General features: G+C 59.8%; 19 protein-coding genes. 7 read left to right on the top strand and 12 right to left on the bottom strand.

Annotated features, from left to right (window positions below; genetic code table 11):
• Positions 1-25: 25 nt before the first annotated feature.
• The 8 genes from speF to AC3WP4_RS08750 all read right to left on the bottom strand — a co-directional run bounded on the left by speF (position 26) and on the right by AC3WP4_RS08750 (position 12,050).
• Positions 26-2,209 (bottom strand): ornithine decarboxylase SpeF, encoded by a 2,184-nt coding sequence (gene speF, locus AC3WP4_RS08785; RefSeq protein WP_102615431.1) that lies wholly within the window; start codon positions 2,207-2,209, stop codon positions 26-28.
• Between the two features lie 809 nt (positions 2,210-3,018).
• Positions 3,019-4,329, bottom strand: coding sequence for an MFS transporter (locus AC3WP4_RS08780; protein WP_102615430.1), 1,311 nt, complete (start codon positions 4,327-4,329; stop codon positions 3,019-3,021).
• Between the two features lie 93 nt (positions 4,330-4,422).
• A complete protein-coding gene (locus tag AC3WP4_RS08775; RefSeq protein WP_102615429.1) occupies positions 4,423-5,640 on the bottom strand; it encodes a fumarylacetoacetate hydrolase family protein in 1,218 nt (405 codons plus the stop codon).
• A 26-nt stretch (positions 5,641-5,666) separates the two neighbouring features.
• On the bottom strand, positions 5,667-6,725 hold the full coding sequence (locus AC3WP4_RS08770; protein ID WP_102615428.1) for an Ldh family oxidoreductase: 1,059 nt from the start codon (positions 6,723-6,725) through the stop codon (positions 5,667-5,669).
• A gap of 16 nt (positions 6,726-6,741) precedes the next feature.
• Positions 6,742-8,322, bottom strand: a complete 1,581-nt coding sequence (locus tag AC3WP4_RS08765; protein WP_074876127.1) for an aldehyde dehydrogenase (NADP(+)) — start codon at positions 8,320-8,322, stop codon at positions 6,742-6,744.
• A gap of 36 nt (positions 8,323-8,358) precedes the next feature.
• Complete coding sequence (locus AC3WP4_RS08760) at positions 8,359-9,906, bottom strand: UxaA family hydrolase (RefSeq protein ID WP_102615427.1); 1,548 nt, start codon at positions 9,904-9,906, stop codon at positions 8,359-8,361.
• 164 nt (positions 9,907-10,070) lie between these two features.
• Positions 10,071-11,033, bottom strand: a complete 963-nt coding sequence (locus AC3WP4_RS08755) for a LysR family transcriptional regulator (RefSeq protein ID WP_074876123.1) — start codon at positions 11,031-11,033, stop codon at positions 10,071-10,073.
• A gap of 69 nt (positions 11,034-11,102) precedes the next feature.
• The gene (locus AC3WP4_RS08750) at positions 11,103-12,050 is read right to left on the bottom strand and encodes a LysR family transcriptional regulator (protein ID WP_102615426.1); all 948 of its coding nucleotides are present in this window, start codon (positions 12,048-12,050) and stop codon (positions 11,103-11,105) included.
• 101 nt (positions 12,051-12,151) lie between these two features.
• Here AC3WP4_RS08750 and AC3WP4_RS08745 point away from each other — a divergent pair, with 101 nt between their 5' ends.
• Complete coding sequence (locus AC3WP4_RS08745; protein WP_102615425.1) at positions 12,152-13,468, top strand: L-fuconate dehydratase; 1,317 nt, start codon at positions 12,152-12,154, stop codon at positions 13,466-13,468.
• A 271-nt stretch (positions 13,469-13,739) separates the two neighbouring features.
• Here the strand turns inward: AC3WP4_RS08745 and AC3WP4_RS08740 are convergent, their stop codons facing one another.
• Positions 13,740-14,171 carry a con-10 family general stress protein gene (locus AC3WP4_RS08740; protein ID WP_102615424.1) on the bottom strand — a complete coding sequence of 144 codons (432 nt, stop codon included), beginning with the start codon at positions 14,169-14,171 and terminating at the stop codon, positions 13,740-13,742.
• A 264-nt stretch (positions 14,172-14,435) separates the two neighbouring features.
• Here AC3WP4_RS08740 and AC3WP4_RS08735 point away from each other — a divergent pair, with 264 nt between their 5' ends.
• Both AC3WP4_RS08735 and AC3WP4_RS08730 read left to right on the top strand, forming a co-directional pair.
• Complete coding sequence (locus AC3WP4_RS08735) at positions 14,436-14,993, top strand: ATP-dependent Clp protease proteolytic subunit (protein WP_074876115.1); 558 nt, start codon at positions 14,436-14,438, stop codon at positions 14,991-14,993.
• A gap of 396 nt (positions 14,994-15,389) precedes the next feature.
• Positions 15,390-15,638: a DUF6555 family protein gene (locus tag AC3WP4_RS08730; RefSeq protein ID WP_074876111.1), complete on the top strand. Its 249-nt coding sequence runs from the start codon at positions 15,390-15,392 to the stop codon at positions 15,636-15,638.
• Between the two features lie 60 nt (positions 15,639-15,698).
• Here AC3WP4_RS08730 and AC3WP4_RS08725 read toward each other — a convergent pair whose 3' ends face one another.
• From AC3WP4_RS08725 to AC3WP4_RS08715, 3 genes are read right to left on the bottom strand one after another with little or no spacing between them, the layout of a single operon-like run.
• Entirely contained in the window at positions 15,699-16,517 is an 819-nt protein-coding gene (locus AC3WP4_RS08725) for a DUF3618 domain-containing protein (protein ID WP_102615422.1), read from the bottom strand.
• Positions 16,514-16,945, bottom strand: coding sequence for a phage holin family protein (locus AC3WP4_RS08720; RefSeq protein ID WP_074876108.1), 432 nt, complete (start codon positions 16,943-16,945; stop codon positions 16,514-16,516). Before AC3WP4_RS08720 ends, AC3WP4_RS08725 begins: the two co-directional genes overlap by 4 nt.
• Positions 16,945-17,595: a hypothetical protein gene (locus AC3WP4_RS08715; RefSeq protein ID WP_074876106.1), complete on the bottom strand. Its 651-nt coding sequence runs from the start codon at positions 17,593-17,595 to the stop codon at positions 16,945-16,947. The genes AC3WP4_RS08720 and AC3WP4_RS08715 overlap by 1 nt, the downstream gene beginning before the upstream one ends.
• Before the next feature lie 716 nt (positions 17,596-18,311).
• Between AC3WP4_RS08715 and wecB the strand changes: the two genes are divergently transcribed.
• The 4 genes from wecB to AC3WP4_RS08695 are packed head-to-tail and all read left to right on the top strand — an operon-like array spanning position 18,312 to position 26,392.
• Complete coding sequence (wecB, locus tag AC3WP4_RS08710) at positions 18,312-19,478, top strand: non-hydrolyzing UDP-N-acetylglucosamine 2-epimerase (protein ID WP_235865041.1); 1,167 nt, start codon at positions 18,312-18,314, stop codon at positions 19,476-19,478.
• Positions 19,479-19,514: 36 nt separating this feature from the next.
• Positions 19,515-21,728, top strand: coding sequence for a hypothetical protein (locus tag AC3WP4_RS08705; RefSeq protein WP_102615421.1), 2,214 nt, complete (start codon positions 19,515-19,517; stop codon positions 21,726-21,728).
• 12 nt (positions 21,729-21,740) lie between these two features.
• Positions 21,741-23,855, top strand: a complete 2,115-nt coding sequence (locus AC3WP4_RS08700) for a glycosyl transferase family protein (protein WP_102615420.1) — start codon at positions 21,741-21,743, stop codon at positions 23,853-23,855.
• Entirely contained in the window at positions 23,852-26,392 is a 2,541-nt protein-coding gene (locus AC3WP4_RS08695) for a bacteriophage N4 adsorption protein A (RefSeq protein WP_102615419.1), read from the top strand. The genes AC3WP4_RS08700 and AC3WP4_RS08695 overlap by 4 nt, the downstream gene beginning before the upstream one ends.
• Positions 26,393-26,402 lie beyond the last annotated feature (10 nt).

The raw sequence follows: 26,402 nt of genomic DNA, 5'->3' as shown, positions 1-26,402 counted from the left end.
CTTGAGCAATGTTGAAAATGCAACATCAGACCTTGAGCACGTACCCATAGGCGCGGGTACGACCGCCGTCCTGTTTCAGGTACACGCCCTGCAACTCCGGTGTGAAGCCAGGCAAGCGGTTAATGCCCTCCTCCAGTGCCAGGAAGTACTTGAGCACCGCGCCGCCCCATATTTCCCCGGGCACCACGCAGAGCACGCCGGGTGGATAAGGAAGCGCACCTTCGGCCGCAATGCGACCATCGGCGTCAGCCAGGGGCACAAGCTCGACATTGCCGCGGATGTACTCGATTTGCGCCTGCTGTGGATTCATGGCCTTTTTCGGGAAGTGTTCCTTGCGGAACATTTCCTTCTGCAACTGCTGCACGTTGTGGTGGCGATAGAGGTCGTGCATTTCCTGGCAGAGTTGGCGAATGGTGTAGTTGCGATAACGCTCCTCGTGCTGGTTGTAGATGGCCGGCAGCACCTGGCTCATGGGCGCGTCGTCATGTACGAAGCGTTCGAAACGCGCGATCTGTGCCGCCAGATGGCTCATCTTTGCCCAGTCTTCGGCCGGCGTGAGCAGGAACAGGATGGAGTTGAGGTCACACTTTTCCGGAACGATGCCGTTCTGGCGCAAGAAGTTGGCCAGGATGCCGGCATGAATACCGAAATCGGTATAGCTGCCATCCACTGGATCGATGCCCGGCGTGGTGAACAGCAACTTGCACGGGTCGATGAAGTACTGCTTCTCGGCATAGCCCGGGAAGGCATGCCAACGATCCTTCGGATGGAACTCAAAGAAACGGACGTCGCTGGCGATGGCGTCGGTCGGATGGTCCTGCCAGGGGCGCCCGTCGATTGAATCCGGCACGAAGGGGCGGACCAGGGTGCAGGCTTCCAGGATCAGCTTGCGGGCATTGATGCCGAACTTCACGCAGTCGTCCCACAGGCGCAAGCCGCTACGGCCTGCGTGAATACGCGCATTCACATCCAGCGAGGCGAACAAGGGGTAAAACGGGCTGGTGGATGCCTGGGCCATGAAAGCGTTGTTCAGCCGTGCGTGATTGCAATAACGCGGCTGGCCCTTGATGTGTCGGTCCTTCTTGTGAATTTGCGAAGCCTGGGAAAAACCGGCCTGCTGTTTATGCACCGATTGCGTGACGAAGATCCCGGGGTCGTTCTCGTCCAGATCGAGCAACATGGGCGAGCAGTCCTTCATCATCGGGATGAACTGTTCGTAACCGACCCACGCCGAATCGAACAGGATGTAGTCGCACAGTTTGCCGATGCGCTCGACCACCTGCCGGGCGTTGTAGATCGTACCGTCATAGGTACCCAGTTGAATGATCGCCAGGCGAAAGGGTCGTGGAAGTTGAGCTTTGTCCGGTGCGACTTCGGTAATCAATTGGCGCAGGTAGTCTTCTTCGAAACAATGGGCGTCAATGCCGCCGATAAAACCGTAGGGATTGCGCGCGGTTTCCAGGTAGACCGGTGTGGCGCCGGCCTGCAGCAGCGCGCCCTGGTGATTGGATTTGTGATTGTTGCGGTCGAACAGCACCAGATCGCCCGGGGTCAACAGGGCGTTGGTCACCACCTTGTTCGACGCCGAGGTGCCGTTGAGCACGAAGTACGTCTTGTCGGCGTTGAACACTTTCGCGGCGTGTTTTTGCGCCAGCAGCGCCGGGCCTTCGTGGATCAGCAGATCACCGAGTTTGACGTCGGCGTTGCACATGTCGGCGCGAAACAGGGTCTCGCCAAAGAAGTCGAAGAACTGCCGGCCCGCCGGGTGTTTGCGAAAGAACTGGCCGCCCTGGTGGCCCGGGCAGGCAAAGGTCGCGTTGGCCGATTCGGTGTAGTGCTTGAGTGCGTCGAAGAACGGTGGCAGCAGGGTTTCTTCGTAGGCTTTGGCTGCGGTCTCCAGTTGATTGCCGTAGTACTCGGCATTGTTGCTGGACGAATCGAAGACGCCATTGACCTGCAAAATGACATCCTGCAGCTGTTTATAGACCTCCAGGGAGCGATTGCTGCGTCCCTGGGATGCCACGAGGAAGATCGGGATATCGAAGCCTGTTCGCTTGATGGAGTCCAGCGCCCCTGCTGCCAAATCATCTACCGAAAGAACGGCGACCGCGACATCGGTAAGGTCGGTCTGGTCGAACGGGACGATTTCACGGGTCGTACGAAAGCAATTTCGAACTGCATCGCTGGCAGCGATTTTCAAAGCGTTCATAACCAGAATCTCTCGGTCTGTTTGACGTTGAAGTTCCTGGGACGACCATCTTTAAATGGCATCAGGTCCCGGAGTCAGGAGCGATTGCCCTATTGGGTATAGTTCATTTTTATATTCTGTTGCTCGTTAGCTAGTTTTTTTGAGGGGGTATGTGAGGCATGGCGCAGTAACCGGACCATTTCTGCTAACAGGCCTTTCGGTGTTTGTCCGGGGTTATCGGGAGCTCTATTTCGAGAGTGTTAATCGATAACAGAGCATCGTGATATCGACTCTGTACTACATACTTTCGGACACCGAAGCTTCTCTTTTTCAACGCGGCATAAAGGTCACGTATAAAAAACGCTACTCATTAAGTGGCTTTTCTTTAAGAAATCTGGAGCGGGAAACGAGACTCGCAACTGGCGTCCGTCCCGTTGAATTCCAAGGGGTTCTTTCTTGCCTAGGCAGACTCAATTCTGGATTTCAACCCATCAAGAGCGCCAACTGGCGCGAAGCGTCGCGCGTGCTCCTTTAAACTCACCCGCTGCCCGGCAGCCCCTAAGGAACGGTTGGTAATCACAAGGAGGGGTCAACCACGGAGAAAAAGGCAAAAAGGCGCCGGCAAGCCGCAAGATGTGGAGCGCCGTATCGTGGCCACTACGTATTCACAGTGCGACAAGGGACGGGCGACGATTGCTTCATCGCCCTCCTCCAGTCCATTCGATGGGCCGTTAGATCCCGCTGCTCGACCGCCTCAACGGTTACGTTGAACCAACTCGGCCGTTCGCCTCCCTGGGCGAGTGCCGCCGGCCGCCGATCACTTAAGGCCCTTACTCGGTCAAACCAACGATGTGCTCAGGTGCAGGCTCGGCATCGCTGATCGGCGCGTTGAGCAACAGGTAATACGCCAGGGCCGAACACAGCGCCACCACCGCACTGATCATGAACGCGGTATTGAACGACCCCGAGTACTGGATGCTGAAGCCGGTGACAATCGGCGCGACGGAACCGGCGATGTAGCCGCCGAAGTTCTGGATGGAACCGAACGAGGCCACCCGACGGCTGTCGACGATGGTGTTGACGATCATCCAGGCCGTGGCACTGGCCATGTTGATGCTGAACAGCGCCAGGCAGAGCAGGATGATGCAACCGGTAAGGCCGGTGACAAACGACAGCGGCACGGTAAACAGTGCAGCCAGTACCAGGCCAGTGATCACGCCGAACTTGCGGCTGGCCAGGATGCTCATGCCACGGCGCACCAGCCTGTCGCAGAAGCGCCCGGCGACGATAGTACCCACCGCGCCGAAGCCATAGGCCAGCGACACCAACCACGCGGTCTTGTACAGGTTCATGCCATGCTCGCGCTCAAAGTAGCCCGGCAGCCAGGTCAGGTGCAGCCAGAGCATGTAGATCACGCCCATGAAGCCCAGGACGGCACCCCAGGTGCTGCGGTGTTTGAACAGGTCGAGCCAGCCGGCGAAGTAAGAGACCTTCGGTGCGGTGGCCGCTTGCACTTGAGGCTTCTTCTCGGTCGGCAACGGTTTGCCTTCAGCCGCGAGCTCGGCCAGGTACTGCGCCTTGCTTTTGTAGAAGGTAAGCCAGCACACGGCCAAGACGATACCGATTGCGCCAGTGATGATAAACATCCCGCGCCAGCCAAAGTTGACCATGAAAAGCGTCAGCAAGGGCGGCGCCAGGCATGGGCCCAGGCAGGTCGACGACCAGACGATCCCGGTCGGCGTACCACGCTCGTTGGCATCGAACCATTCGGACAGGGCCTTGGCCGCCGAAGGGAACATCGGTGCCTCGCCAATCCCCAACAGCACGCGCAGGCCCATGAAACCGGCGAAGCTGTTGACCATGCCAAACGTCGATTGAGCCACCGACCAGGCCAACAACGATGCGCCAAGAGCGATCTTGCTGCCCAGGCGGTCGATGATCATGCCCATCGGCAACTGCGCAAAAGCGTAGGCGATGGAGAAGGCCGACAACAGAATGCCCATCTGCGAGGGGCTGATCATCATGTCCTTCTGGATCGAGGTATTGGCGATCGACAGCGCACTACGGTCCAGGTAGTTGACGATGCCAATCAACAACAGGAAAACAACGGTGATGCTTTGATACTTCTTCAGTGTGTTCATCTGATGGCCTTTATTATTTTTATTGCAGCGGTTTCAATGCCCGGTGATCCTTCAAGCGGTGACACACTCATCCTTGGGGTATGACGAAAAGAATCAGGGCTGACGCGCCGTCACAGCCGCCTCAAGCAGGCCACGTCGACTCAGGCTCTCGATCAGTGAGCGCAGGCCGAAATTCCACTGCGGCGCCTGGTCGCTGGTGGTCACGCGGTTGCTCAGGGTGCCCAGTTGCGCGTTGCTGATGGCCACCATATCGCCCAGCTTGTGGGTGAAACCGTTGCCCGGCTGGTCGCGGTCCTGCTTGGGGGCGAACAGGGTACCGAGAAACAGCACCAGGCCATCGGGATATTGGTGGTTTTCGTTAAGGGTCTGCTGGACCAGGTCGAGCGGGTCGCGGCTGATCTGGCGCATCGAACTGTGGCCTTCAAGGATGAATCCGTCCTGGCCTTCGACGCGCAAATCCACTTGCGCGTTACGCACGTCATCCATGTTGAAAGTCTCGTCGAACAGACGCAGCAAAGGTCCCAGGGAGGTGGATGCGTTGTTGTCCTTGGCCTTGCCCAATAGCAAGGCGCTGCGCCCTTCGAAGTCGCGCAGGTTGACGTCGTTGCCGAGCATTGCGCCACGCACGATACCGTTGCTCGACACCGCCAGCACCACTTCCGGCTCCGGGTTGTTCCAGCTCGACTTGGGGTGAATCCCGATGTCGGCACCGTGACCGACCGCCGACATCGGCTGGGCCTTGGTGAAGACTTCGGCGTCCGGACCGATGCCCACTTCCAGATACTGGGACCACAGGCCCTGCTCCACCAGGACCTTACGCAAGGCTTCGGCCTGGGCCGAGCCAGGGACGATTTGCGAAAGGTCAGCGCCAATGCGGCTGGCCAGCGCGTCGCGGATCGCGTCGGCCTTGGCCGGATCACCCTTGGCCTGTTCTTCGACCACACGTTCCAACAGGCTGGCGGCGAAGGTCACGCCAGCGGCCTTGACCGCTTGCAGGTCGATCGGCGCCAGCAGCCACGGCAAGTTTTCGTCGCGCAGGGTCGGGTCACTATTGTCCAGCAATGCGGGCAACTCGATCAGAGCCGGGGTCAAGGGTAATGCACGCAAATACGCCACGGGGTCAGCCACTTCAAGCAAGGCCGAGACGGTCGCCACATGGTCACTGATATCGTGCACGGCGCTGTCCTTGACCAGAACCACTGCTGGCCCCTGGCCGGGTAACCAGACACGTCCGACCCAACTGCCGGTATTGAATACGGTGGCGTTGTTGCTTAACTGCAGCGGTGCTTGTGCTCTTGATTCGTTTGTCATCTCTGCACTCTTGTTGTCGTTGTCAGTCATTGAAAAAGCGCTGGCAGTTGCAACTGCACGGCGGTCTGGTTGAGGTCATCGACCACCTTCTGTGACAGGTTCACGCCTTCGCGCAGGGATTGCTCGCGCAGCTTCAGGCCGGCCTGTCCAGGCAAGCGCACCGGGCGCTCCGGGTCTACCGGGCGGCTGGCCAGGATCAATTTGCTCAGGAACGAACTTTCGTCGGTGAAAGCATCCAGCCCGCCGAAGAAACGCGGGTCAATCACCACGGCTGTTGCCGAAGCCCCCCATTGATCGGGAACGTCCTTGCGCCCGTGGCCGGCCAACCCCGAGGTCAGGGCCTCGACCAGAATCGCCAGAGCAAAACCTTTGTGGCCAAAGGCCTGACCACCCAGGGGCAGGATGCTGCCCGGCGGGGTGGTGAAGAAGTCGGCCGGGTTGTCGCTCAGGCGGCCCTCATTGCTCATCAACACCGGGTGCGGCAGTGTGCTGCCGGTATCGCGGCACTGGCCGATCAGGCCCAGGGTGACGGTGGACATGCTTACATCCAGCAAAATCGGCTCACCCCGGGTCGGGATACCGGCGGCAATCGGGTTGGGTGTGTAGATCGGGTCGATCCCGCCATGGGCGCACACCAGTCCCACTGACGGATCCGAGGAATACACCATCGCCACCAGGCCACGGTCAGTGAAAGGCTTCAGGTAAGCCGCCAGGCAACCGATGTGCGAGGCACGACGCACTACGGCGATACCTATGCCCTGCGCCGTGGCGCCTTTGGCCGCGCAGTCCAGGGCGCGGCTGACACAATAAGGGCCCAGCACATAGTGGCCATCGAACAGAGCCGAAATGCCGCTGTCCGAGACATGCTCAAGCAACTGGGTACTGGCCTTGACCTGCCCTGTCAGCATGCCGCCGATATAGCGGCTCACCAGATTGAGGCCGTGGGTGCGATGGCCCAGCAGTTCACCTTCGAGCAGTACCCGGGTCACCACCTGGGCAACTTCGGCATCAGCCCCTGCCGTTTCGAAAAGTTGCTCGACGAACGTGGTAAGCGTTTGCGCGTCGTAGCGTTTGGCTTCAGTCATGCTTGCTACTCCGAGATCAACCCAAGGCCGCTGTGCTGTGCTTGCCATCGACCAGACGCTGTATGCCCAGTGGGTTGGCGTTCTTCAAAACATCGGGCAGCAACGCATCGGGCACGTTCTGGTAGCACACCGGACGCAGGAAGCGATCGATCGCCAGCGTCCCGACCGAGGTGCCGCGTGAATCAGAAGTCGCCGGGTACGGGCCGCCATGGACCATGGCGTCGCACACCTCGACACCGGTCGGGTAGCCGTTGAGCAGCACCCGACCGACCTTCACTTCCAAGGCGCCGAACAGTTGACCAAATGCGGCCAGGTCATCGTTGTCGGCCAGCAGCGTGGCGGTGAGCTGACCACGCAAGGCGTCGACAGCGCGTAACAATTCAGCCTCGTCCGCTACCTGGACGACCACTGTGCAAGGGCCGAAGACCTCTTCCTGCAGCAGCTCATCCTGTTCCAGCAACAGGCTGATATCGGCCTCGAACAGCTGCGGCTGCGCCTGGTTGCCTGTTTGCGTCAAGCCGCTCAAGTGTTTGATGCGCGGGTGAGCAAGCAAGGCCTGCAAGCCTTTGCCGTAACTGTTCAAGGTGCCGACATTGAGCATGGTCTGTGGCGCCTGCTCGGCCATGTGTCCGGTCAAGCGCTCAATAAAAGTACTGAACGCCGGTGAGCGAATACCCAACACCAGGCCAGGATTCGTGCAGAACTGGCCACACCCCTGCACCACCGAGGCAGTCAGTTCCTTTGCCATCTGCGCGCCTCGATTGACCAGGGCCTGCGGCAAGATCAGCACCGGGTTGATGCTCGACATCTCGGCAAACACCGGGATCGGTTGCGCCCGAGCGGCAGCCATGTCGCACAGGGCACGGCCGCCCTTCAGCGAGCCGGTAAAGCCGACCGCCTGGATGCCAGGATGCTTGACCAGCGCTTCGCCGACGCCAGCACCGAAGATCATGTTGAACACGCCGGCCGGCATGTCGGTGCGCTCGGCGGCGCGGATCAGCGCTTCGGCCACCCGCTCGGCTGTCGCCATGTGACCGCTATGGGCCTTGAACACCACAGGACAACCAGCGGCCAGGGCCGCGGCGGTATCACCACCGGCCGTGGAGAACGCCAGAGGGAAGTTGCTGGCACCAAACACCGCCACCGGGCCTACACCGATGCGGTACTGACGCAAGTCAGTGCGTGGCAAGGGCGTGCGTGCAGGCAGAGCCTGGTCGATGCGTGCACCATAGAAGTCGCCACGGCGCAGCACCTGGGCAAACAAGCGCATCTGGCCACTAGTACGACCGCGCTCACCCTGGATGCGGGCGCTCGGCAGCGCCGTTTCCTGGCAAGTCAATGCAATGAAATCCTCGCCCAAGCCGTCGAGCTCGTCGGCGATGGCTTCAAGAAATTCCGCCCGGCGTACCGCCGGCAGGTTGCGAAACAGCGCAAATGCCGCGCTCGCAGCTCCCACCGCCGTATCGACCTCCGCAAGGGTTGCCTGATGGAAAGCGCCTGGCAGTCGTTCGCCAGTGTGGGCGTCGACGCTGTAGACCAGGGTGTCGCCCAGCGCGCTGCGCTGGCCGGCAATAAAGTTGTATCCGGAAACTTGCATGTACTTTTCGCCTCGTGAAAGTTGCAGGGCTGTCAATCAGGTCACGGCACCGATCTGCCAGGGCACGAACTCGTTCTGCCCATAACCATGTTGTTCGCTCTTGCTGCGCTCGCCGGAAGCGATGCGCAGCATCTGTTCGAAAATGTAGGCGCCGCACTCTTCAATGCTGGTGGAGCCGTCGGCGATGCCGCCGCAGTTCACGTCCATGTCTTCTTCCTGATGCTCGAACACCCGGTTGTTGGTCGCCAGCTTGATCGAAGGTGTCGGCGCGCAGCCGTAGGCTGAGCCCCGGCCGGTGGTGAAGGCGATCAGGTTGGCGCCGCCGGCGACTTGCCCCGTGGCCGAGACCGGGTCGTAGCCTGGGGTGTCCATAAACACCAACCCCTTGGCCCGGACCGCTTCGGCGTACAGGTACACATCCACCAGGTTGCTGGAGCCGGCTTTGGCCACCGCCCCCAGGGATTTCTCCAGGATGGTGGTCAGGCCACCGGCCTTGTTGCCAGCCGAGGGGTTGTTGTTCAGTTCGGCGTTCATGCGCTGGCAGTAGTCTTCCCACCAGTGGATGCGCGCGATGAGTTTTTCCCCCACCTCGCGGCTCACGGCGCGGCGCGTCAGCAGATGCTCGGCGCCATAGATCTCCGGGGTTTCCGAGAGAATCGCGGTACCGCCCGCCGCCACCAGACGGTCAATGGCATTACCGAGCGCCGGGTTTGCGGTGATGCCCGAATAACCGTCCGAGCCACCGCATTGCAGGCCGACGATCAGATGGCGAGCGCTGACCGGCTCACGCTGCACCTGGTTAGCCGTTGACAGCAATGCCTTGACCTGCTCGATGCCACTGGCGATGGTTTTCGACGTACCGCCTGCGCCTTGTATGGTGAAGGCACGTAACTGGTCACTGGCCTTGAGACCTTGAGTCTCAAGCAGGCTCTCGATCTGGTTGGTTTCACAGCCCAGGCCGATGATCAGCACCGCAGCAAAGTTAGGGTGGACGGCGTAGCCACCGAGCGTGCGACGCAATAACCCCAAGGCCTCGCCGTTGGGGTCCACTGCGCAACCGGCGCCATGCGTCAGCGCCACCACGCCGTCGATGTTCGGGAAGGCGGCCAATGCCTCGGGGTGGATATCCCGGCGAAAGTAATCGGCCACGGCCCGGGCCACGGTCGCGGAACAATTGACCGAAGTGAGGATACCCACATAGTTGCGGGTCGCGACGCGGCCATCGGCACGCACGATGCCCTGAAAGACGGCTTCAGTGCTTGGCGTGGCGTGGGCATCGACGCCGAAGGCGTAGTCACGGGCAAATTCGCCCATCTCCACGTTATGCACATGCACGTGGTCGCCGGCTTCGATGAGCTGTGAAGCAAAACCGATAATTTGCCCATAACGGCGCAGCGGCTGGCCCTGCTCCACACGCTGGGTAGCGACTTTGTGCCCGGAGGGAATCAGCTGGCGCACAGTGATCGCTTCGGCTTCCAGGCTCAGGCCTTCAGGCAGGGCCTGCCGTGCAATCAGAACATTATCCAGGGGGTTGAGGCGGATCACGGCAGCGTCGCTGGTCCGGGTTCTGGCAATCAGTTGCATGGGACCTCTCAGGGCAGTACGGCAGTCTTCTTGTTATGGCGTCGCCCTTTCTGCGAAGGGCGAATCTGCGATAACTGTATGGACCCTGCCTGAACATTCCCAATGAGATGATCCGATCAATCGATAACCTGGCGTTATCGATTCGTCTTATTCAACCGTGTTAATCAATCAATCGCCGTCTCCTCCTCCCGTCGCTGGAGTGCGAAATCGAGCAGGATGTCGGCGAACTCACGGGCCGACCCTGTCAGTGGCTCGTCTTTGCGGGTGATGATGCCGTACTCCAATGGCGCCAGGCGTAGCGGGGTCTGCAGCTCTTTGAGCTGGCCGCTATCCAGCTGCGCTGCCACCATGGATCTGGGCAGCATGGCGATCATGGGCCCCGATTGCAGCAGTTGCAGGAACATCTGCATGGAGATGGTATCGACGCTGTCTGCCGGCGATGCGAGGCCAGCGGCCTTGAACGCCAACTCCAGGCGATCGCGAATGGGCGTACCGACCGGATACAGCACCCACGGCCACTGGCCCAGCGCTTCAAGCGGTGTAGAGTCCAGTTCGTTAAGCGGATGACGGCTGTTGACCACCAGGCTGAAGGGCTCAGGCTCCAATGGGTGGAAGTCAAAGACCTGGCTGTAACGCTCTTCGGTGAAGCGGCCGATCATCAGGTCGAGCTTGTTTTGCTCAAGCATGGTGAGCAGGTGATCGCTGGACTGCTCCACCACTTCGATCGACAGCAAAGGGCTGCGCGCCTTGATAGCGGCGATGGCCTGGGGCAGTACCATCGAGGTTGCCGCAAAAATCCCGCCCACCTTGAGAAAACCATGGCCGCCTTTGCGCAGCCGGTTGACCTGGTCGACAAACTTGTGTGAATCGGCCAGTGCACCTTGGGCGTAGCGCACCACGTGCTCGCCCAGCTCCGTTGGTGGCATGCTACGTGGCAGGCGCTGGAACAGGGCAAAGCCGAACTGCTCCTCCAGGTCACGCAGCATTTTGCTCAAGGCTGGCTGGCTGAGGTTCATCCGTATGGCGGTGGCGTGCATGTTGCGCGTGCGTGCCAGAGTGTCGATCAGCACCAGGTGCTTGAAGCGCACCCAGTTGCAAAAACTGGAATGGGTAATGTCCGACGGCATCGGGTCAGTGCCTCCTGAAGGTGGTGTGCAGCGTCTGTCAGGTGTTGCGGGATGTCTGTAAAGCCAAAGCTATTGCTCCCGCAAATACTGCAGCAGCGTATTCAACGCCACCGACCTTGGCCGGGAACGCAAGGTCAGCAGGCCAATATTGACCATGGAGATCGGCAACTCGACCGGCAAGATAGCGACCATGCCATAGCGCGCATAATGCTCGGCCACGTCATTGGGCACCACCGCGATCATGTCCGAAGCCTCAAGCATCGCCGTGGTTGCCAGGATCGAAGCGGTCTCAATAATGTCCAGCGACTGCACCATACCGCCGGCCTGCAGGGCCGTTTCCACCCGGCGGCGCATGGGGCTGCCGATGGGGTGAAGGATCCAGGTCAATGTAATCAAGTCGGACAACTGCAATGGCGAGGCACCCGCCAATGGGTGACCAGCCCGGGCGATCACGCGCATCTGCTCGCCGTTGTCGAACAGTTCGATATCCAGGTCCTGACTGTCGCTCTGGTCCGGCAGGCGCCCCAGCACCACATCGAAATCACCGCGCAGCAAGGCCGGCAGCAAGGTGTCACTAGTGCCCACCTCAATGGAAATCCGCACCTTCGGGTGATCGCGCTTGTACGCCAGCACCGCTTTGGTCAGCAGCCGGGGCACCGGCCCCATCACGCTGCCGACGCGCACCCGTCCCATGGCCCCGCGCTCCAGTTCAGAGATCTGCGCCTGGGCCTGCTCGAACTCATGCAGCGCACCTTGGGCGTAACGGATCATCACCTCGCCATAAAGGGTCGGCTGCATGCCGCGGGGCATGCGTTCGAACAGGCGCACGCCGAGGCGCTCTTCCAGTTGCTGCAACAGCAAACTGGCGGCCGGTTGCGTGGTGTGCATCGCGGTGGCTGCCCGCCGCAGGTTGCCGAACTCACCGAGCGCATTGAGCAAGGTGATCTGCCGGCTGGAGATTTTCAGGGCGCCGAGGTTACGCGGTGTGGTCGTAGTGGTTTCTGGACCAGCTGACATATCGAATCCGGTATCCCTACTTACGAAACCGTGATTATGCACATATCACTTGGCGACCTACAGTCGAGTCTCCAACTGGTCATAGAGCACAAGAGCACACCATGAGCATTCGAATCACCCAACTGAGCGTTCGCGACATCCGTTTCCCCACTTCCCTGTCGCTGGACGGATCCGATGCGATGAATAGCGCGCCGGATTACTCCGCGGCCTACGTCGTGCTGCACACCGACGCCCCTGCCGACCTTGAGGGTCACGGCCTGACGTTCACCATTGGCCGTGGCAACGAGATCTGTGTGGCGGCCGTGCAATCCCTGGCACCGATGGTGGTCGGCCTGACCCTGGAAGAGATCGTTGCCGACATGGGGGCCTTCTGGCACAACATCACCGTGGGCGACAGTCAACTGCGCTGGCTGGGCCCGGAAAAAGGCGTGATCCACCTGGCCACCGCGGCCATCGTTAACGCGGTCTGGGACCTATGGGCCAAACGCGAAGGCAAGCCCGTGTGGAAGCTGTTGGCCGACATGACGCCGGAACAATTGGTCCGCTGCCTGGACTTCAGCTACGTCACCGATGTGCTCACCCCCGAAGAAGCCATCGCCCTGCTACGCCGCCAGGCGCCGGGCAAGGCCCAACGCGAGGCGCAGATGCTGCGCGAAGGCTACCCTGGCTACACCACCGCGCCTGGCTGGCTCGGTTACAGTGAAGAAAAAATGCGCCAACTGGCCCGCGAAGCGGTTGAGGATGGCTGGACCCACATCAAGCAGAAAATCGGCGCCAATCTGGAAGAGGACATCCGTCGCGCCACTGTTCTGCGCGAAGAAATCGGCTGGGAACGCAGCCTGATGATGGACGCCAACCAGGTCTGGGGCGTCGATGAATCGGTCGCCAATATGCGCCGCCTGGCGGTTTTCGAACCGCTGTGGATCGAAGAGCCGACCAGTCCCGACGACATCCTCGGCCATGCCAGCATCCGCCAGCGCATCGCACCGATTGGCGTCGCCACTGGGGAGCATTGCCACAACCGGGTGATGTTCAAGCAAATGTTCCAGGCCGGTGCACTGGACTTCTGCCAGTTGGACGCGGCGCGCTTGGGTGGTCTCAACGAGGTATTGATCGTGCTGCTGATGGCCGCCAAGTTCGATGTGCCAGTCTGCCCCCATGGCGGTGGTGTCGGTTTGTGCGAGTACGTGCAGAACATCGCCCTGTTCGACTACATCGCCGTCTCGGCCTCGCTGCACAACCGTGTTCTCGAATACGTCGACCACTTGCACGAGCACTTCCTTGACCCCGTTGTGATCCGACGCGGCCGCTACATCCCTCCCCTTCGCCCGGGCTATAGCATCGAAATGACAGCTGAAACCCTGGAGCTTTACCAGTACCCCAACGGACAAGTGTGGATCGATATCGCCTGTACCTGATCGCCACGCCGCGACAACCGACAAAGTATTAGAAACCCAAAACCGCTCAACTTTCGAGGAGCAAGTGCATGTCACAGGGGGGGGCAAAGAGATAACCACACGCTCTGCGCCGCTATAGAGCTGACTGCTTAAAATGCGGTCATTGTGAAAGGCTAAAAATTATTGTGAAGCGATCAGTTTTTTCGCACCAACCAAATGAGCAAGATCTGTGTACACCCAAGAAAAAATCAAGCCCCGAAAAAACACGGGGCTTGATGTGAATCACACCTCATCAGGACTTACGTCCGCTACCAGGGCCTTGTTCACCTCCTTTGCGCCCTGCTTGAGAGGCTTTATCCCTGTCGTCGGCAAAGTTACCGCCGCGACCACTTCCCTGTCCGCCACTGGACGACCGATCCGCGTCGGAGGATTGTCGCCCACCCGAAGCCTGGCCACCTTTCTGGCCCGACTGCGAGATTTCTTCGTTGTCGTCGGTAAAGCTGCCTTCGCGTCCTGCGCCCTGACCACCGCCGGACATACGGTCAGCATCTTTTGACTGCTGTCCGCCTGAAGCCATGCCACCTTTTTGGCCAGCCTCAGAAGCCCGGTGTGGATCGTTGGCAAAATTGCCGCTTGATGCCTCGCCGCCTTTCTTGCCGGCTTCCGAGGCTTTTTCCCGGTCATTGCCAAAGTTTCCGGGGTTGTTGTTTCCAGTGTTAGCCATTTTTGTTCACCTCATTTTCAAGGACGAGCGCGTGTGCTCGCCTTCAATTACGAGGTCATGAAAAATCGAAAGTTTGAACGAAAATGCCCCTCTCGGGACGGGCGGAATGGGCAATATAGTTCCCGGAAAATCTGCCGGGAGCGACTGGCGGCACAGTCGCCGCCGATCACCTTGCGATTGGATTATTTTTCAAAAGAGTTCAGATTTTTATTAGCCTGTATTGGCTTTTGGATCCTGCGAATGTCGTGCATGGGAGGTCAGTCGATGACTGAACACATCATCCATTTTCATTGCCAGATCGACCAGGGAACGACCGAGCGCTTCAGGGATTGTTGTCTTGAAGCCATCGATCAAGGTGCCACGTCATTGCTGTTGAACCTGTCGACGTGTGGTGGCAGCACCAATTTCGGCTTCACGCTCTATACCTTTCTGAAGTCGTTGCCGGTGCCGCTGTGCGCGATCAATGCGGGCAACATCGAATCGATGGGCATCATCATGTTTTTAGCGGCAAGCCGACGCATCACGTCGCCGCATGCGCGCTTCCTGATTCATCCCATGAACTGGTACTTCAGTCAAAAATCGGTCGACCATCAACGCTTGCGCGAATACCTGTCGAGCCTCGACAACGACCTCGCCCGCTATGTACAGATCTTCAACCTCGAGACCGCTGAGGCAGAAACCAAACTCGATATTTTCCATTGCCTTTCAGCGGAAGAGAAAGTCATCGCAGCCCACGAATCCCTGGCTTACGGCATCGCCCATGAGATGCAGCAGATGGTCTTCGCCGACGATGTCAAACACTGGAAAGTCAGCGGTGGTTGAGGTCAGCGCGGTCAGTTAAGCCCCCCCACAATCCTGTAGCAGCTGGCGAAGCCTGCGTTCGGCTGCGCAGCAGTCGTAAAACCTGAACGCACGATCCGCTTCAATCGACGCGCCGGAGGGCTGCTCGCACATACGTCGAGTATCCAGGTCAGTGATGAAGTATTCCTCTTCAATACCGAACCTCAATGGCCTGTTCATTGAATTCATGGCAAGGCAAATCCCCGAGCTATTTTTGATGGGTCAACAGGACTCGACGCAGGTTCAGGGGCGCCGACAAGAGGCGCAAATCCAGACGAAAAAAACACTTGATTCACACGCTTCAGAAGGTCTGTTAAACACTTTGAATTTTTTTTGACGCACTCACTCCTTTGTCTATGAGCATAAGGAGGGGGTCTTATGAACCGCACTGATCTCTTCGTCATCGAGTACAAGCTCCATGGAGAGCCGAGGTCCTTCATCATCCGGGCCAAGAAAATGTGCAATGCGGATGCCTGGCATTGGGCGAGTTGTGATGCCGGATTGGCGCCTATTCCCAGGCCCGGGAAACCGCCGCTTAAAGTCGTATCCAAACCCCAGGCCGAGCGGTACGGCGTCACGGATGTGAAATGGCGCGAGTCCGCAGCGCTGGATTGGACGCAGGTTTAGACTTAACGAGGGATAAAAAACGGGAGGTCAGTTCTGGCCTCCCGTCTTTCATTCGACCTTTTACGAAGTGCCTAACCCTCGTGATAGATCGGCTGGTGAATCGGACGCAGGACGGCGCTCCCCATCCGGCCTGACCTCCGTCTGCGAATGATCAGTGGTCTTTGTCACGGTGTCGCGCACCGCCTCAAAGCCCTCCCGTGCCTGTTGCTTGACCTTGTCAGCCAGACCGGCGCTGGTCTTGCCCAGGTACCGCTGTTCAGTCGCCGTCGACGGCAAAGCCGCCCCCAGCATGGCGCCCAAGGCGATGCCAGCAGCGGCGACCACCAAGGGTTGTTCCTTGAGCAGATGGCTGAACTGATTGCTCATGACGTGGGTGCTGCGCACCAGCCGGTCGCCGACATCATGCACGGTGTGGCTGATGTTTTCGGTGGCGGCACCCAGGTTATCCGTCAGGTTGGCGGCTTTGCTTTTGACCGTCTGATAACCCTCTTTGAGCGTATCGGTGGTGTGGTGCAAATGCTCGCGCGCACTGTCGATACCTTCCGCCAGGCCATCGGCCCACTCGCCAACCCTGTCCTGATCGGGAACCGTTCGATAAACCGGGGTCGGTGGACGATTCTGACTCATCATCAACCACAGCAACCCGACTGACGTCAGTACCGCTGGAACGGGGTTGTTACGAACGCTGGTGCCCAGGTTGCTCAGGAACATCGTGCCATTGCTCTGCATCAAACCCAGCGCCTGATCGAATATCTGACCCGGGGTGAATTTGCTTTCCAGCGCATCAACGATATTGCCGATGCTGGCCCGCTGCGCATCGATTTCACGTTCGATGGTTTCCGGGCTTTTTTGTGATTCCAGTTCAAGTTCACGGTTCATGAGACTTTCCTCCGCAGGGCTTCCTGATCTTTATTCAAAGCGTCCAGTGTGCGATCTGGCTTGAAGTGAGACGGCTCGAATTGTTTTTTTCCTGACTGCAACATGGCGAACCCGATGATCATCACCACCACACCCACAATCAGCGCAGCCAACCAGGGCGCCATCACGAGGCTCAGTCCGTAGACGGCAGACATCAACAAGATAATGAAGCCTGCCAGCAGCACAATCGCACCGCCCGCGACCGCGGCAATGCCGGCCTTGAGCGTCGTCAGGCTGGCTTGAAGCTCGGCTTTGGCCAATGCCAGTTCCTTGGTAAACAACGCTGGCACTTCGCGCGACAGCTGGCGTAACAAGCCGACAACCGACGCGTCATGCTCAGTGGCGGACACCGGTCTTGTGCCGGGAAAATCTGAATCTTCTCTGTTCATCACAGTTCTCCTTTGAAGGCTGTCGAGCCAGGTGTGGAGGTCGTTGCGAAGTCCGAAGGACGGTCTTGTTCATTTGGTGAAGGCGGCGTGATGCCAGTGTCCGGACCGGCGCCTGGATCGGTGCGTGGTGCCACGGAAGTTTCATAGGGTCGTTGGGCGCCAAAACCGCCTGGTGGCGGCATTGAATGGCCTGCCGCCGGGTCGCCGGTGTCGGGGAATGTCGCCGCAGGGGCGCTGCCGGCTTTGAGGAAGCGCGACAGGCCAAAACCCAGCGCAACACTGCCTGCGATGAAAAGTGCCGGGTTGTTACGCGCCAGGTCGGCCGCGTCGTGCAACAGCTGTTCGGCGCTCTTCCCACGCAGGTTGCCCGCCAGGCCGCTCATGGACTCCGCGATGTCTGACAGGTAGTCGGACATACCGAGCGTGTCTTTGCTTTCAATCTCGGAAACGAAGGATTTCGTTCCCTGCGCCAACGCCTCGATCTGGTCTGCTGCCGTGTCGCGGTATTGCCCAAACTGCGCATCGGCCTGCTGTCTTGCGTCGCCAAGCGCCTCTGTTACGTTTTCCTTCAAGTGTTGAAAATCCTGCTCCGGTGTTCCGGTGCCCTGCTGATCGGTCTGACCGTCCGTTCTGGTGTCTGAAGTATTCATGACTGCCCTCGCCTTCTAGATGAAAAAAGCGGTATCGGGTTCGCCACGAAACGCCCGTAGCCCCCCTCATTGCAGAGGACGGAGCAGCGTTATGGGAGTTCCAACGAAATGATGAGCGATGCGTCGGCAAGACAGATATGAACGGCAATGGCAAATATTGATTTAAAGACTTTAATCATAAAAATAACTTATTTTTGAAAACGACAATATAAAGGCGCCACTTAAGTGACTATCAAGCGCATGATAGCTCTGACAATCCGCTCTCACCGCGACACTTATAGATAAGGAATAATTCAAACTTCCAGACAAACGGACAATAAACTTTAAATACTTATAAAAACATAAACTTAAGCAATAATTTATTAACCCCGATAACCTTTCATAAAATATCGAAAAACTAGAAAAGACCCGCAACCCATATAAAAGTTTCAAACTTATTCGCTTAAATAAAAAACGCATATACCCCTTTGAGATATGTACATTCGATGCTAATAATCCCGGCCGGTTACTGCATCCAAACACTCAGTACATATCAACACTCCCACTGAGCACTCGGCCTCTCCCAACTCCAACTATCGCTTGCGGCCCAAGTTTCAATAGAACTTGAACTGCTGTTGTGCTGCGCACTGAAGCTGCGCAAGGAAGACACCATCATTCACCCTCATTCAAGGCTGAAAATCCTTTCGATCTTCGGTACCCGTCCGGAAGCCATCAAGATGGCGCCGTTGGTCAAGGCCCTTGCTGCAGAACCTGGCATTCATTCGCAGATATGCGTTACCGGCCAACATCAAAGCATGCTTAAACAGGTGCTGGATCTGTTCGACCTCAAGGCCGATTTCACCCTCGATGTCATGACCCCCCATCAGACGCTCAACTCGCTGACGGCGGCGCTTTACGGGGCGATTGATCCGGTTCTGGAAACGATTCGGCCGGACCGGGTGCTGGTGCATGGCGATACGACTTCGGCGATGGTGGCCGCGATGGCTGCTTTTCACCGTCGGATCCCGGTCGGTCATGTGGAAGCCGGGTTGCGAACCGGTGATATCTACAGCCCATGGCCGGAAGAAATGAACCGGCGCTGCATCGATATGGGGGCGGACATGCTCTTTGCGCCGACTCACGAATCGCGCAAAAACCTGCTCGACGAACGCCTTCAAGGTCGTTCCTTCGTGACCGGTAATACGGTGATCGACGCGTTGCAAATGACGGCGCGGCGCATTGAGCGGGACGCTGAGTTGCGTGCAAGCCTGGACCGGCAATTCCTGTTCCTGAAACCCGGCCGCAAGGTTCTGCTGGTAACCGGGCATCGTCGGGAAAACTTCGGCGAAGGCTTCCTCGATATCTGCAAGGCGCTGAGCCATTTGGCCCGACGGGCTGATATCCAGATCGTTTATCCGGTGCACTTGAATCCCAATGTCATGGGGCCGGTTACCGAGCACCTGGGCGACCTGCCCAACGTGCACCTGATCAAGCCACTTGACTACCTGGCGTTCGTGCGCCTGATGCAACGTGCGCATGTGATCCTCACCGACTCCGGTGGCGTGCAGGAAGAAGCCCCCTCCCTGGGCAAACCCGTGCTGGTCATGCGTGACGTTACCGAGCGCCCCGAAGCTGTCGCCGCGGGCACTGTGCGTCTGGTTGGCACCTCGCCCAACTCGATCATCGCTGGCGTCAATGCATTGTTCGATGACGACTTGCTGTGGCGCCGTTGCTCCCAGGCTGCCAACCCTTATGGCGATGGCAAGGCCAGTGCGCGCATCGTCGACGCCCTGATGGGTCGCCCGGTCGATGAATTCGTCGTGACACGGGGGCTTTTACCCAAGTTCCTGCACTACCCGTCCGGGGTGCCTGTTACCGAAAAATATCACCCGGCCTTCACCTGAACCGCTTCTCCCCTTATCAGCTCGAGATCTACCTGAATGAAGTCTTCCGTTGCCATCCATACGGGTGCGCTCAGCGCCCTTGCCTGTGGCGTGAGTCTGCTCGCACTCATGCCGACCTTTGCTCTGGCCGCGGACAGCCCGCTCACCCAGGCGATCAACCGGCTCAATGCCGACACGCGCCAGGAGCGTGAGGTCCGCTTGAGCGATCTGGGGATCGACGCTCCCATCATCCTCGGTTCGACCGATGCCCGGCGCGAACTGTATCTGCCGGTACCGGCGGGTGTGCCGCTGACGGATGCCACCCTGAATTTCGACGCCAGCTACCTCAATGGCGAAGGCGGCCGCAACACGCTGCTGTTGTCGCTGGACGGCTATCCGGTGAGCGCGCAAGGGCTCAGCGAACCCCAGGGCGACGCCAGCGTCACGCTCGGCGTGGATAAGAAAGCGCGAGAAAACGGCTCGTTACGCCTCGGGGTTGCCTGGTCGTCAATCGTGTCCCGTGTGCTGTGCGAAGACGAACGCGCCATCGGCAACGTGTTGCGCATCGAACCGGACACCCGCCTCACTTACAGCTACGACGCCAGCCAGTTGCAGGACGTCGGTGCCGCCTGGACGGCATTGCCCGGCAAGCCGGGGATCATGGTCGCGCCGGGCACCTTGTCCGCCGAAAGCTACGACGCGGCCTGGCGCCTGGGTGTGGCACTGGAGCGGATTGGCAAACACAGCCGCATCCTGCCCTTCCCCGCCGTGCAGGACAGCGTTGACCTGACCGGCCTGCGCATTCCGGCCGAACTGCAAATGATTCCAGCCTTCGCCAGCCTCAACGTTAAAGGCCCGCACGTTCTGGCGAACCCGGCAGAAATCGGCGCCCTGTTGATGTTGGGACAGACGCCGAACGTCCAGGCGGATCTGGCCGTCAACGATCCGCAACTGCTCAATGCCGTCAACCAATCCCTGGACGCGTTGCAGAGCCAGGTTCAAGGCCTGGACGCAACGGCAGCCCGCGCCTTTACGCAATGGCGTGAGCGGCATATCAACGCAGGCCTGGCCGCCACCGGCACGGACAACGTGCGCCTCGCATTGCTGGGCACCCGCCCGGTGCTGATGATCGCGCCACAAGCGACCGGCAAGGCACTGGCCTTGTTCAGTTCAGCCTGGAACACATTGGCACGCAGCCGCCAATTGACCGTCAGCGAAGCACAAATGCCCTTGAGCGCCGACGGCCGCGTGGCCTTGTCGCGCCTGGGTGGAAACGCCGGCGCCATTGACGTGCTGGCCAAATCCGACTGGAGCACCTCGTTCCCGCTGGGTAGCGTCGCCTACGACGGTCGTTTGCCGGTGAAGGCCGTGATCGATGTGTCTGCCGCCCCTGGCGCCTCGGATACCGCGCCGGTGGCCTCGCTGTTTCTCAACGATTACCTGATCGGCGCGCAACAGCTGGTGGCCGACGGTGAGAAGCAACGCATCGAAGCGCGAATCCCGCGGTACGCCCTGGGTTCGAAAAACGTGCTGCGCGTCTCTTTCCAGCGTCAGCCGGTCAGCGACCGTTGCCTGGAAACACCACAGGCCTTCCCGGTCTCAGTGCTGCCGACCAGCCACATCGTGCTGGAAAAAACCGCGTTGGATGATGACTTCTCCGGCATGGCTGCGCGCTTTGCCATGGACGCGCAAATCCTCGTGCCGCAGGCCTACCTTGAGCAACCGGCGAGCAGTTTGCCGCAAGTGATTTCGGTCGCTGATGCCACCGGCGTTTCACCGTTGCGTGCGCACTTGAGCGTCAGCGCCGACTCCAAGGTTTCGGCCACGCCGGACAAAGCCTTCCTGGCGTTCGAGCTGCCGATCAAGGACAGCAAAGAGTCGGTGCAGGTCGATGAGCAGGGTCGCCTGCGCATCAATCACAAGGATCAGGTGCTGCTGGACGTCCATCCCCTCAATCATCTGGCCTCGCTGCAAGTGGTGGATGCTGGCGGCCAACACGGTCTGGTCTATCACGCCCTGGGCAACGACGCGCCCCGCTTCGCCAGGCAGATTCTGCTGACCCGCGGCGACGTGGCCATCCTCGGTGATAACGGCGTGCTGTCCACCTTCGATGCCAAGGATCCAAGTGGCAGCCAACTGATCGACAACGACGAACCCAAGAGCCTGGACGCCTGGCGCACGCCGTCGCTGTTGTGGCTGATTCCGGGTGGAATCCTGTTGGTCCTCATCCTGATGCTGGCTGGCCGTAACGCCCGTCGCAATCGCCAGTAACGGAAGCCCTCGATGACGTCGCTCTATTGGCCCTATTGGCTGGCCCACTACTACAGCTTCCTGGAGATCGCGACCATCGTGGTCGCGGTGCTGATCCTGATTTCCAGCCTGGACGACCTGTTTATTGACCTGTGGTACTGGTCTCGCCGCCTGTTCCGCAAGTTCACTGCGGACCGCAGGTACCGGCCGCTGACCGCCGAACAGTTGATGGCCCGGGATGAACAGCCTCTGGCAATCATGGTCCCGGCCTGGCTGGAATATGACGTCATCGCCCCGATGATCGAAAACATGGTCTCGACCCTCGATTACCAGAACTATGTGGTCTTCGTCGGCACCTACATCAACGACCAGCGCACCATCGATGAAGTGGAACGCATGCGTCGGCGTTACAAGCAGCTGCATCGCGTGGAAGTCCCGCATGCCGGGCCAACCTGCAAGGCCGACTGCCTGAACTGGGTGATCCAGGCCATCTTCCTGCACGAAAAAACCCACGGCATGACCTTCGCTGGCGTCGTGTTGCACGACAGCGAGGACGTGCTGCACCCGCTGGAGTTGCGCCTGTTCAACTACTTGCTGCCGCGCAAGGACATGATCCAGTTGCCCGTGGTTTCGCTGGAGCGCAACTGGTACGAATGGGTGGCCGGCACTTACATGGACGAATTCGCCGAATGGCATGGCAAGGATCTGGTGGTGCGTGAAAGCATGACCGACACGGTGCCATCGGCCGGAGTCGGTACCTGTTTCTCCCATCGTGCCCTGCGAGTACTGGCCGGGGAAACCCAGAACCAACCGTTCAACACGGACAGCCTCACCGAGGACTATGACGTCGGCGCACGCCTGGCCAAGGTCGGCATGAACGCGATCTTCGTACGCTTCCCGGTGCAGTTTCGCGTGCTACGCAAATCATGGTTTCGCAAGCCTTACGAATCGACCCTGAAGATGCCGTTGTGCGTGCGTGAATTCTTTCCCGACACCTTTCGCACTGCGTTTCGCCAGAAAGCCCGCTGGACATTGGGCATCGGCCTGCAAGGCTGGGAGCAAATGGGCTGGAGCGGCTCACTGGCCAACCGATACCTGCTGTTCCGTGACCGCAAAGGCATAGTGACGGCGTTCGTCAGCATCATCGCCTATGTGATTCTCTTGCAGTTGCTGGGCCTGATTATCCTGCGCCAGAGTGGCCTGTGGGATGTGAGCTTCCCGACCCCGTTTGAAACCAGTGGCGTGATCAAATACTTGCTGCTGGCCAACGGTATCGCGCTGGCCTGGCGCATCGCACACCGCTGCTATTTCACCACCGTGCTGTACGGCTGGCAGCATGGTTTGCTGTCCATTCCGCGGATGGTCGTGGGCAACTTTGTCAACTTCATGGCCGCCTCACGGGCCTGGCGCATGTTCCTGGTCGGCAAGGTGCTGAACCGCAAGCTGGTGTGGGACAAGACCATGCACGACTTCCCGTCCACCGACCTGGTTGCCTTCGCACCGCGCAAGTTGGGCAGCGTATTGCTGTCGTGGCAGGCGATCAACGAAACCGACCTGCAAAGCGCCCTCGCCGAACAGAAAACCCGGCACATGCCATTGGGGCGGATATTGCTCAGTAACGGCTGGCTGGATGACGAGACACTGGCTGAAGCCATTGCCTTTCAGAACGACTTGCCGCGCGTGTTCAATGTGGCGGCCATGGCTCAGGATTCCACCCAGGCCCTGGACGATGAATTCGCCCTGCGCTGGCGCGTAGTGCCGCTTGGCTTGAATGCCGACGGCCGCGCGCAAGTCGCGGTGGCCAGTCCGCTGACGGCTGAAGGCCTGCAACAGATCAGCGATGAACTGGGCACCGAACCGCTACAGCTGATTGCCCGGGAAAGCGAAATCGTCGCGCAGTTGCGTCAACAGAACGTGCGTGAAGGCCAATCGGTGCCGGATGCGCGAGCGCCACTGTTGGGTGACCTGCTGATCGAAATGGGGCTACTGGATCGCGACGTGTTCAGTCGCGCCATGTTGCAGTACCGCCCACAGCATCACGGACGCATCGGCGACTATCTGGTCGACAGCGGCGTGTTGCCCCGCTCCACCATCGAAAAGGCCGTGGCCCGTCAGCACAGCCACTACCCTGAGGAACTTCCGGCATGAACCGTCCCTTCCTGACCCTAATGGCCACGGGACTGTGCCTGATACCCGCCGTTGCGCCTGCCGAGACGCTGCCATTGCCGTTGACCGGCCCGGCCTATGTCACGGCCAACGAGGCCTATAGCGCTTACGAACGCAAAGACTACGACCTGGCCATTGCCAAGGCCCGCGAGGCGTTGCGTCAGCGGGCCGATATCACCCGTTTGAACACGCTGATTACCTTGGCCCAGCGCGACAAGGATCTGCGGGATCATCCCAAACGCTACCCACAGTCGCGCCAAGCCCCGGGCTTCGGCGCCGCGGCAAAGGCGTTCAAGGCCTATGATCGCGATGACTTCGGCGCGGCTGCCCAGGCGGCACGCACCGCTGTCGCCCAGGCGCCGAAACGCATGGATTATCGGCTGCTGCTAATCGAGTCCTTGCAGCGTCAACAGCATCTGCAAGAAGCGGATCAGGCCACCACCCAGGCACTGGCGATGTTCCCGGACGACGATACGTTGCTGGTGCGGCGTGAAGTAATTCGTCGTCAACTGGCGGCGCCGCTGGCGGTACAGGGGTATCACGCCCTGGAGCAAGGCAATGTGACCTTGGCCGTTGACCAGGCCAGGAAAGCCGTCGCCTGGGCGCCCGAGATCAGCGCCAATCAGCAACTGCTGATCAGTGCGCTGCTGGCTGGCAAGGATTACCGCGGCGCCGAACAGGCTGCGTCTGCAGCATTGGCACAGGACGATAGGGACGCTGCGCCGTGGATTTTGCGCAGCTACGCCCTCGATCGCCAGGGCAAAACCCGGTTAGCCCAGGCTGACCTGAATCACGCGCTGGCCGTCGATGGCCTGCCGAAAGCGGAAACCCGCCACATTCGGTTTTTCGCCGCCGACACCGCGTTGGCCCATGGCGAGCCGCAGCAGGCGCTCGATCATTTGCAGCCACTGACCGACGATGACAGCGGCGAACTGGCCCGCCGACGGACTGCCGCGCGAATGGCGTTGCGGCAGAAAAACAACGGCTTGAACGCTGTCGCCCTCTTTCCGGCACCCGCATTGAACTGTCAGGAAAGTGCCTTCGGCCTGGTCTGCAATATCTGGCCGGGCAACCGGCGCGACGGGGGAACCGACATGGCCTCCCAGGCCTACGCGGCGTTGGCCCGCAAGGCCCCCGAGACGGCAGTTGCCCTGGCGAAGGTAGCCATTGATCGCGCACCGGAAAATCCGGCCTACCGACGTCTGTTGGTCAGCGCCCTGAGTGAGCAGAAACGCTTCCCCGAAGCCATCACCGCAGCCAACGACGGCCTCAAGTTCAATGCCGATGACGCGCAACTGTTGGCCCAGCGTGGTCGTCTGCGTCAGCAATCGGGGGACGATGCCGGGGCTCGCAAGGACTTTACCCAGGCCTTGGCACTGGGCAGCTTGCCCGCTTACGAGGAGGCCAGCCTGTATGCGGCGATCGGTCAGCGCCGAACTGCGCGCGAGCGATTGCAGCAAGCACGGGCAACGGGCGAACTGGAATCGATGAGCGATCTGCAGATCGCCTACCTGTCCGTCCAGGCGGGTGATGACGACGGCGCCCACACGTCGTTCCGCAACGCCGATGCCGATAACCCGCTCACGCCGACGGCAACGCAGGACGCGGCGTATACCGCAATGCGGGTCAATGACGACGAGCAAGCCGTCAGCTACTTCAAGCGTGTCATCGACGCACAAGCCTCCGGCGAACGGGACATGTCGGCGCAGCAGTTGTTCGATACCCGCCGCGCAGTGGCCGATGTTTCGCGCACCTGGGGCTTGACCAGCACCACCAGTTATCGCGGCAACAATTCCAGCAGTGGCCTGAGTTCAGCCCCGAGCGGCGGCAGTAGCAATGACAGCTTGCAGAACAGCACCGAACTGTCCTGGCGTCCCTTGGGTTATCGCAACGCCCGTTTCGTCGAACTCTACGGACGCGTCACTGACACGCTGTGGAGCAAGAACGGCGATTCGGACACTGGTTTCGATGCGCTGCAAGGCGCTGTCGGCGTACGGGTCAAACCGTTCACCTCGCTGAATGTGATGGCCGCGGTCGAACGCACGTTCCCGTTGGGATCGTCGGACATTGACGGTGATTGGCTGGTGCGCCTGGGCTACGGTTCAAGCATCGGCACCGATCTGCGGGTCGATGCCTCCAGCTGGTGGACCTCGCAGTTGTTCGCCGAGGCCGGGCACTACATCAACGACTCGCGAGACTATTTCAACAGCGAATGGCAGGTGGGTCGCAGCTACGCGATTGGTGGAGCAGGCTCGCGCTGGGTGAGTTTCCCGCATGTCGTGGCGGCGTTCGACTACGATTCCAAAATGAACAGCGGGACCGATGCCGATGGCAGCACCGGCTCATCATCCGGCAAGGCCGGTGGCGTGGGTGTCGGTAATAACGTTCGCTACTGGTTCCGCGAGGATGCCTACAACGCTCCCCGCTCCTACGTGGATTTTTCCTTGCAGTATCGCGTGAAGGTGCTGGGTGACGATCGCGCTCAAGGCGTGTTCGGGCGCCTGACTTATTCCTATTGAAAGGCACTGC

This window comes from Pseudomonas sp. FW305-20 (assembly GCF_058788075.1).
Note: the sequence above shows the minus strand (reverse complement) of the source record. Positions and strands in the feature narration are given on the sequence as shown.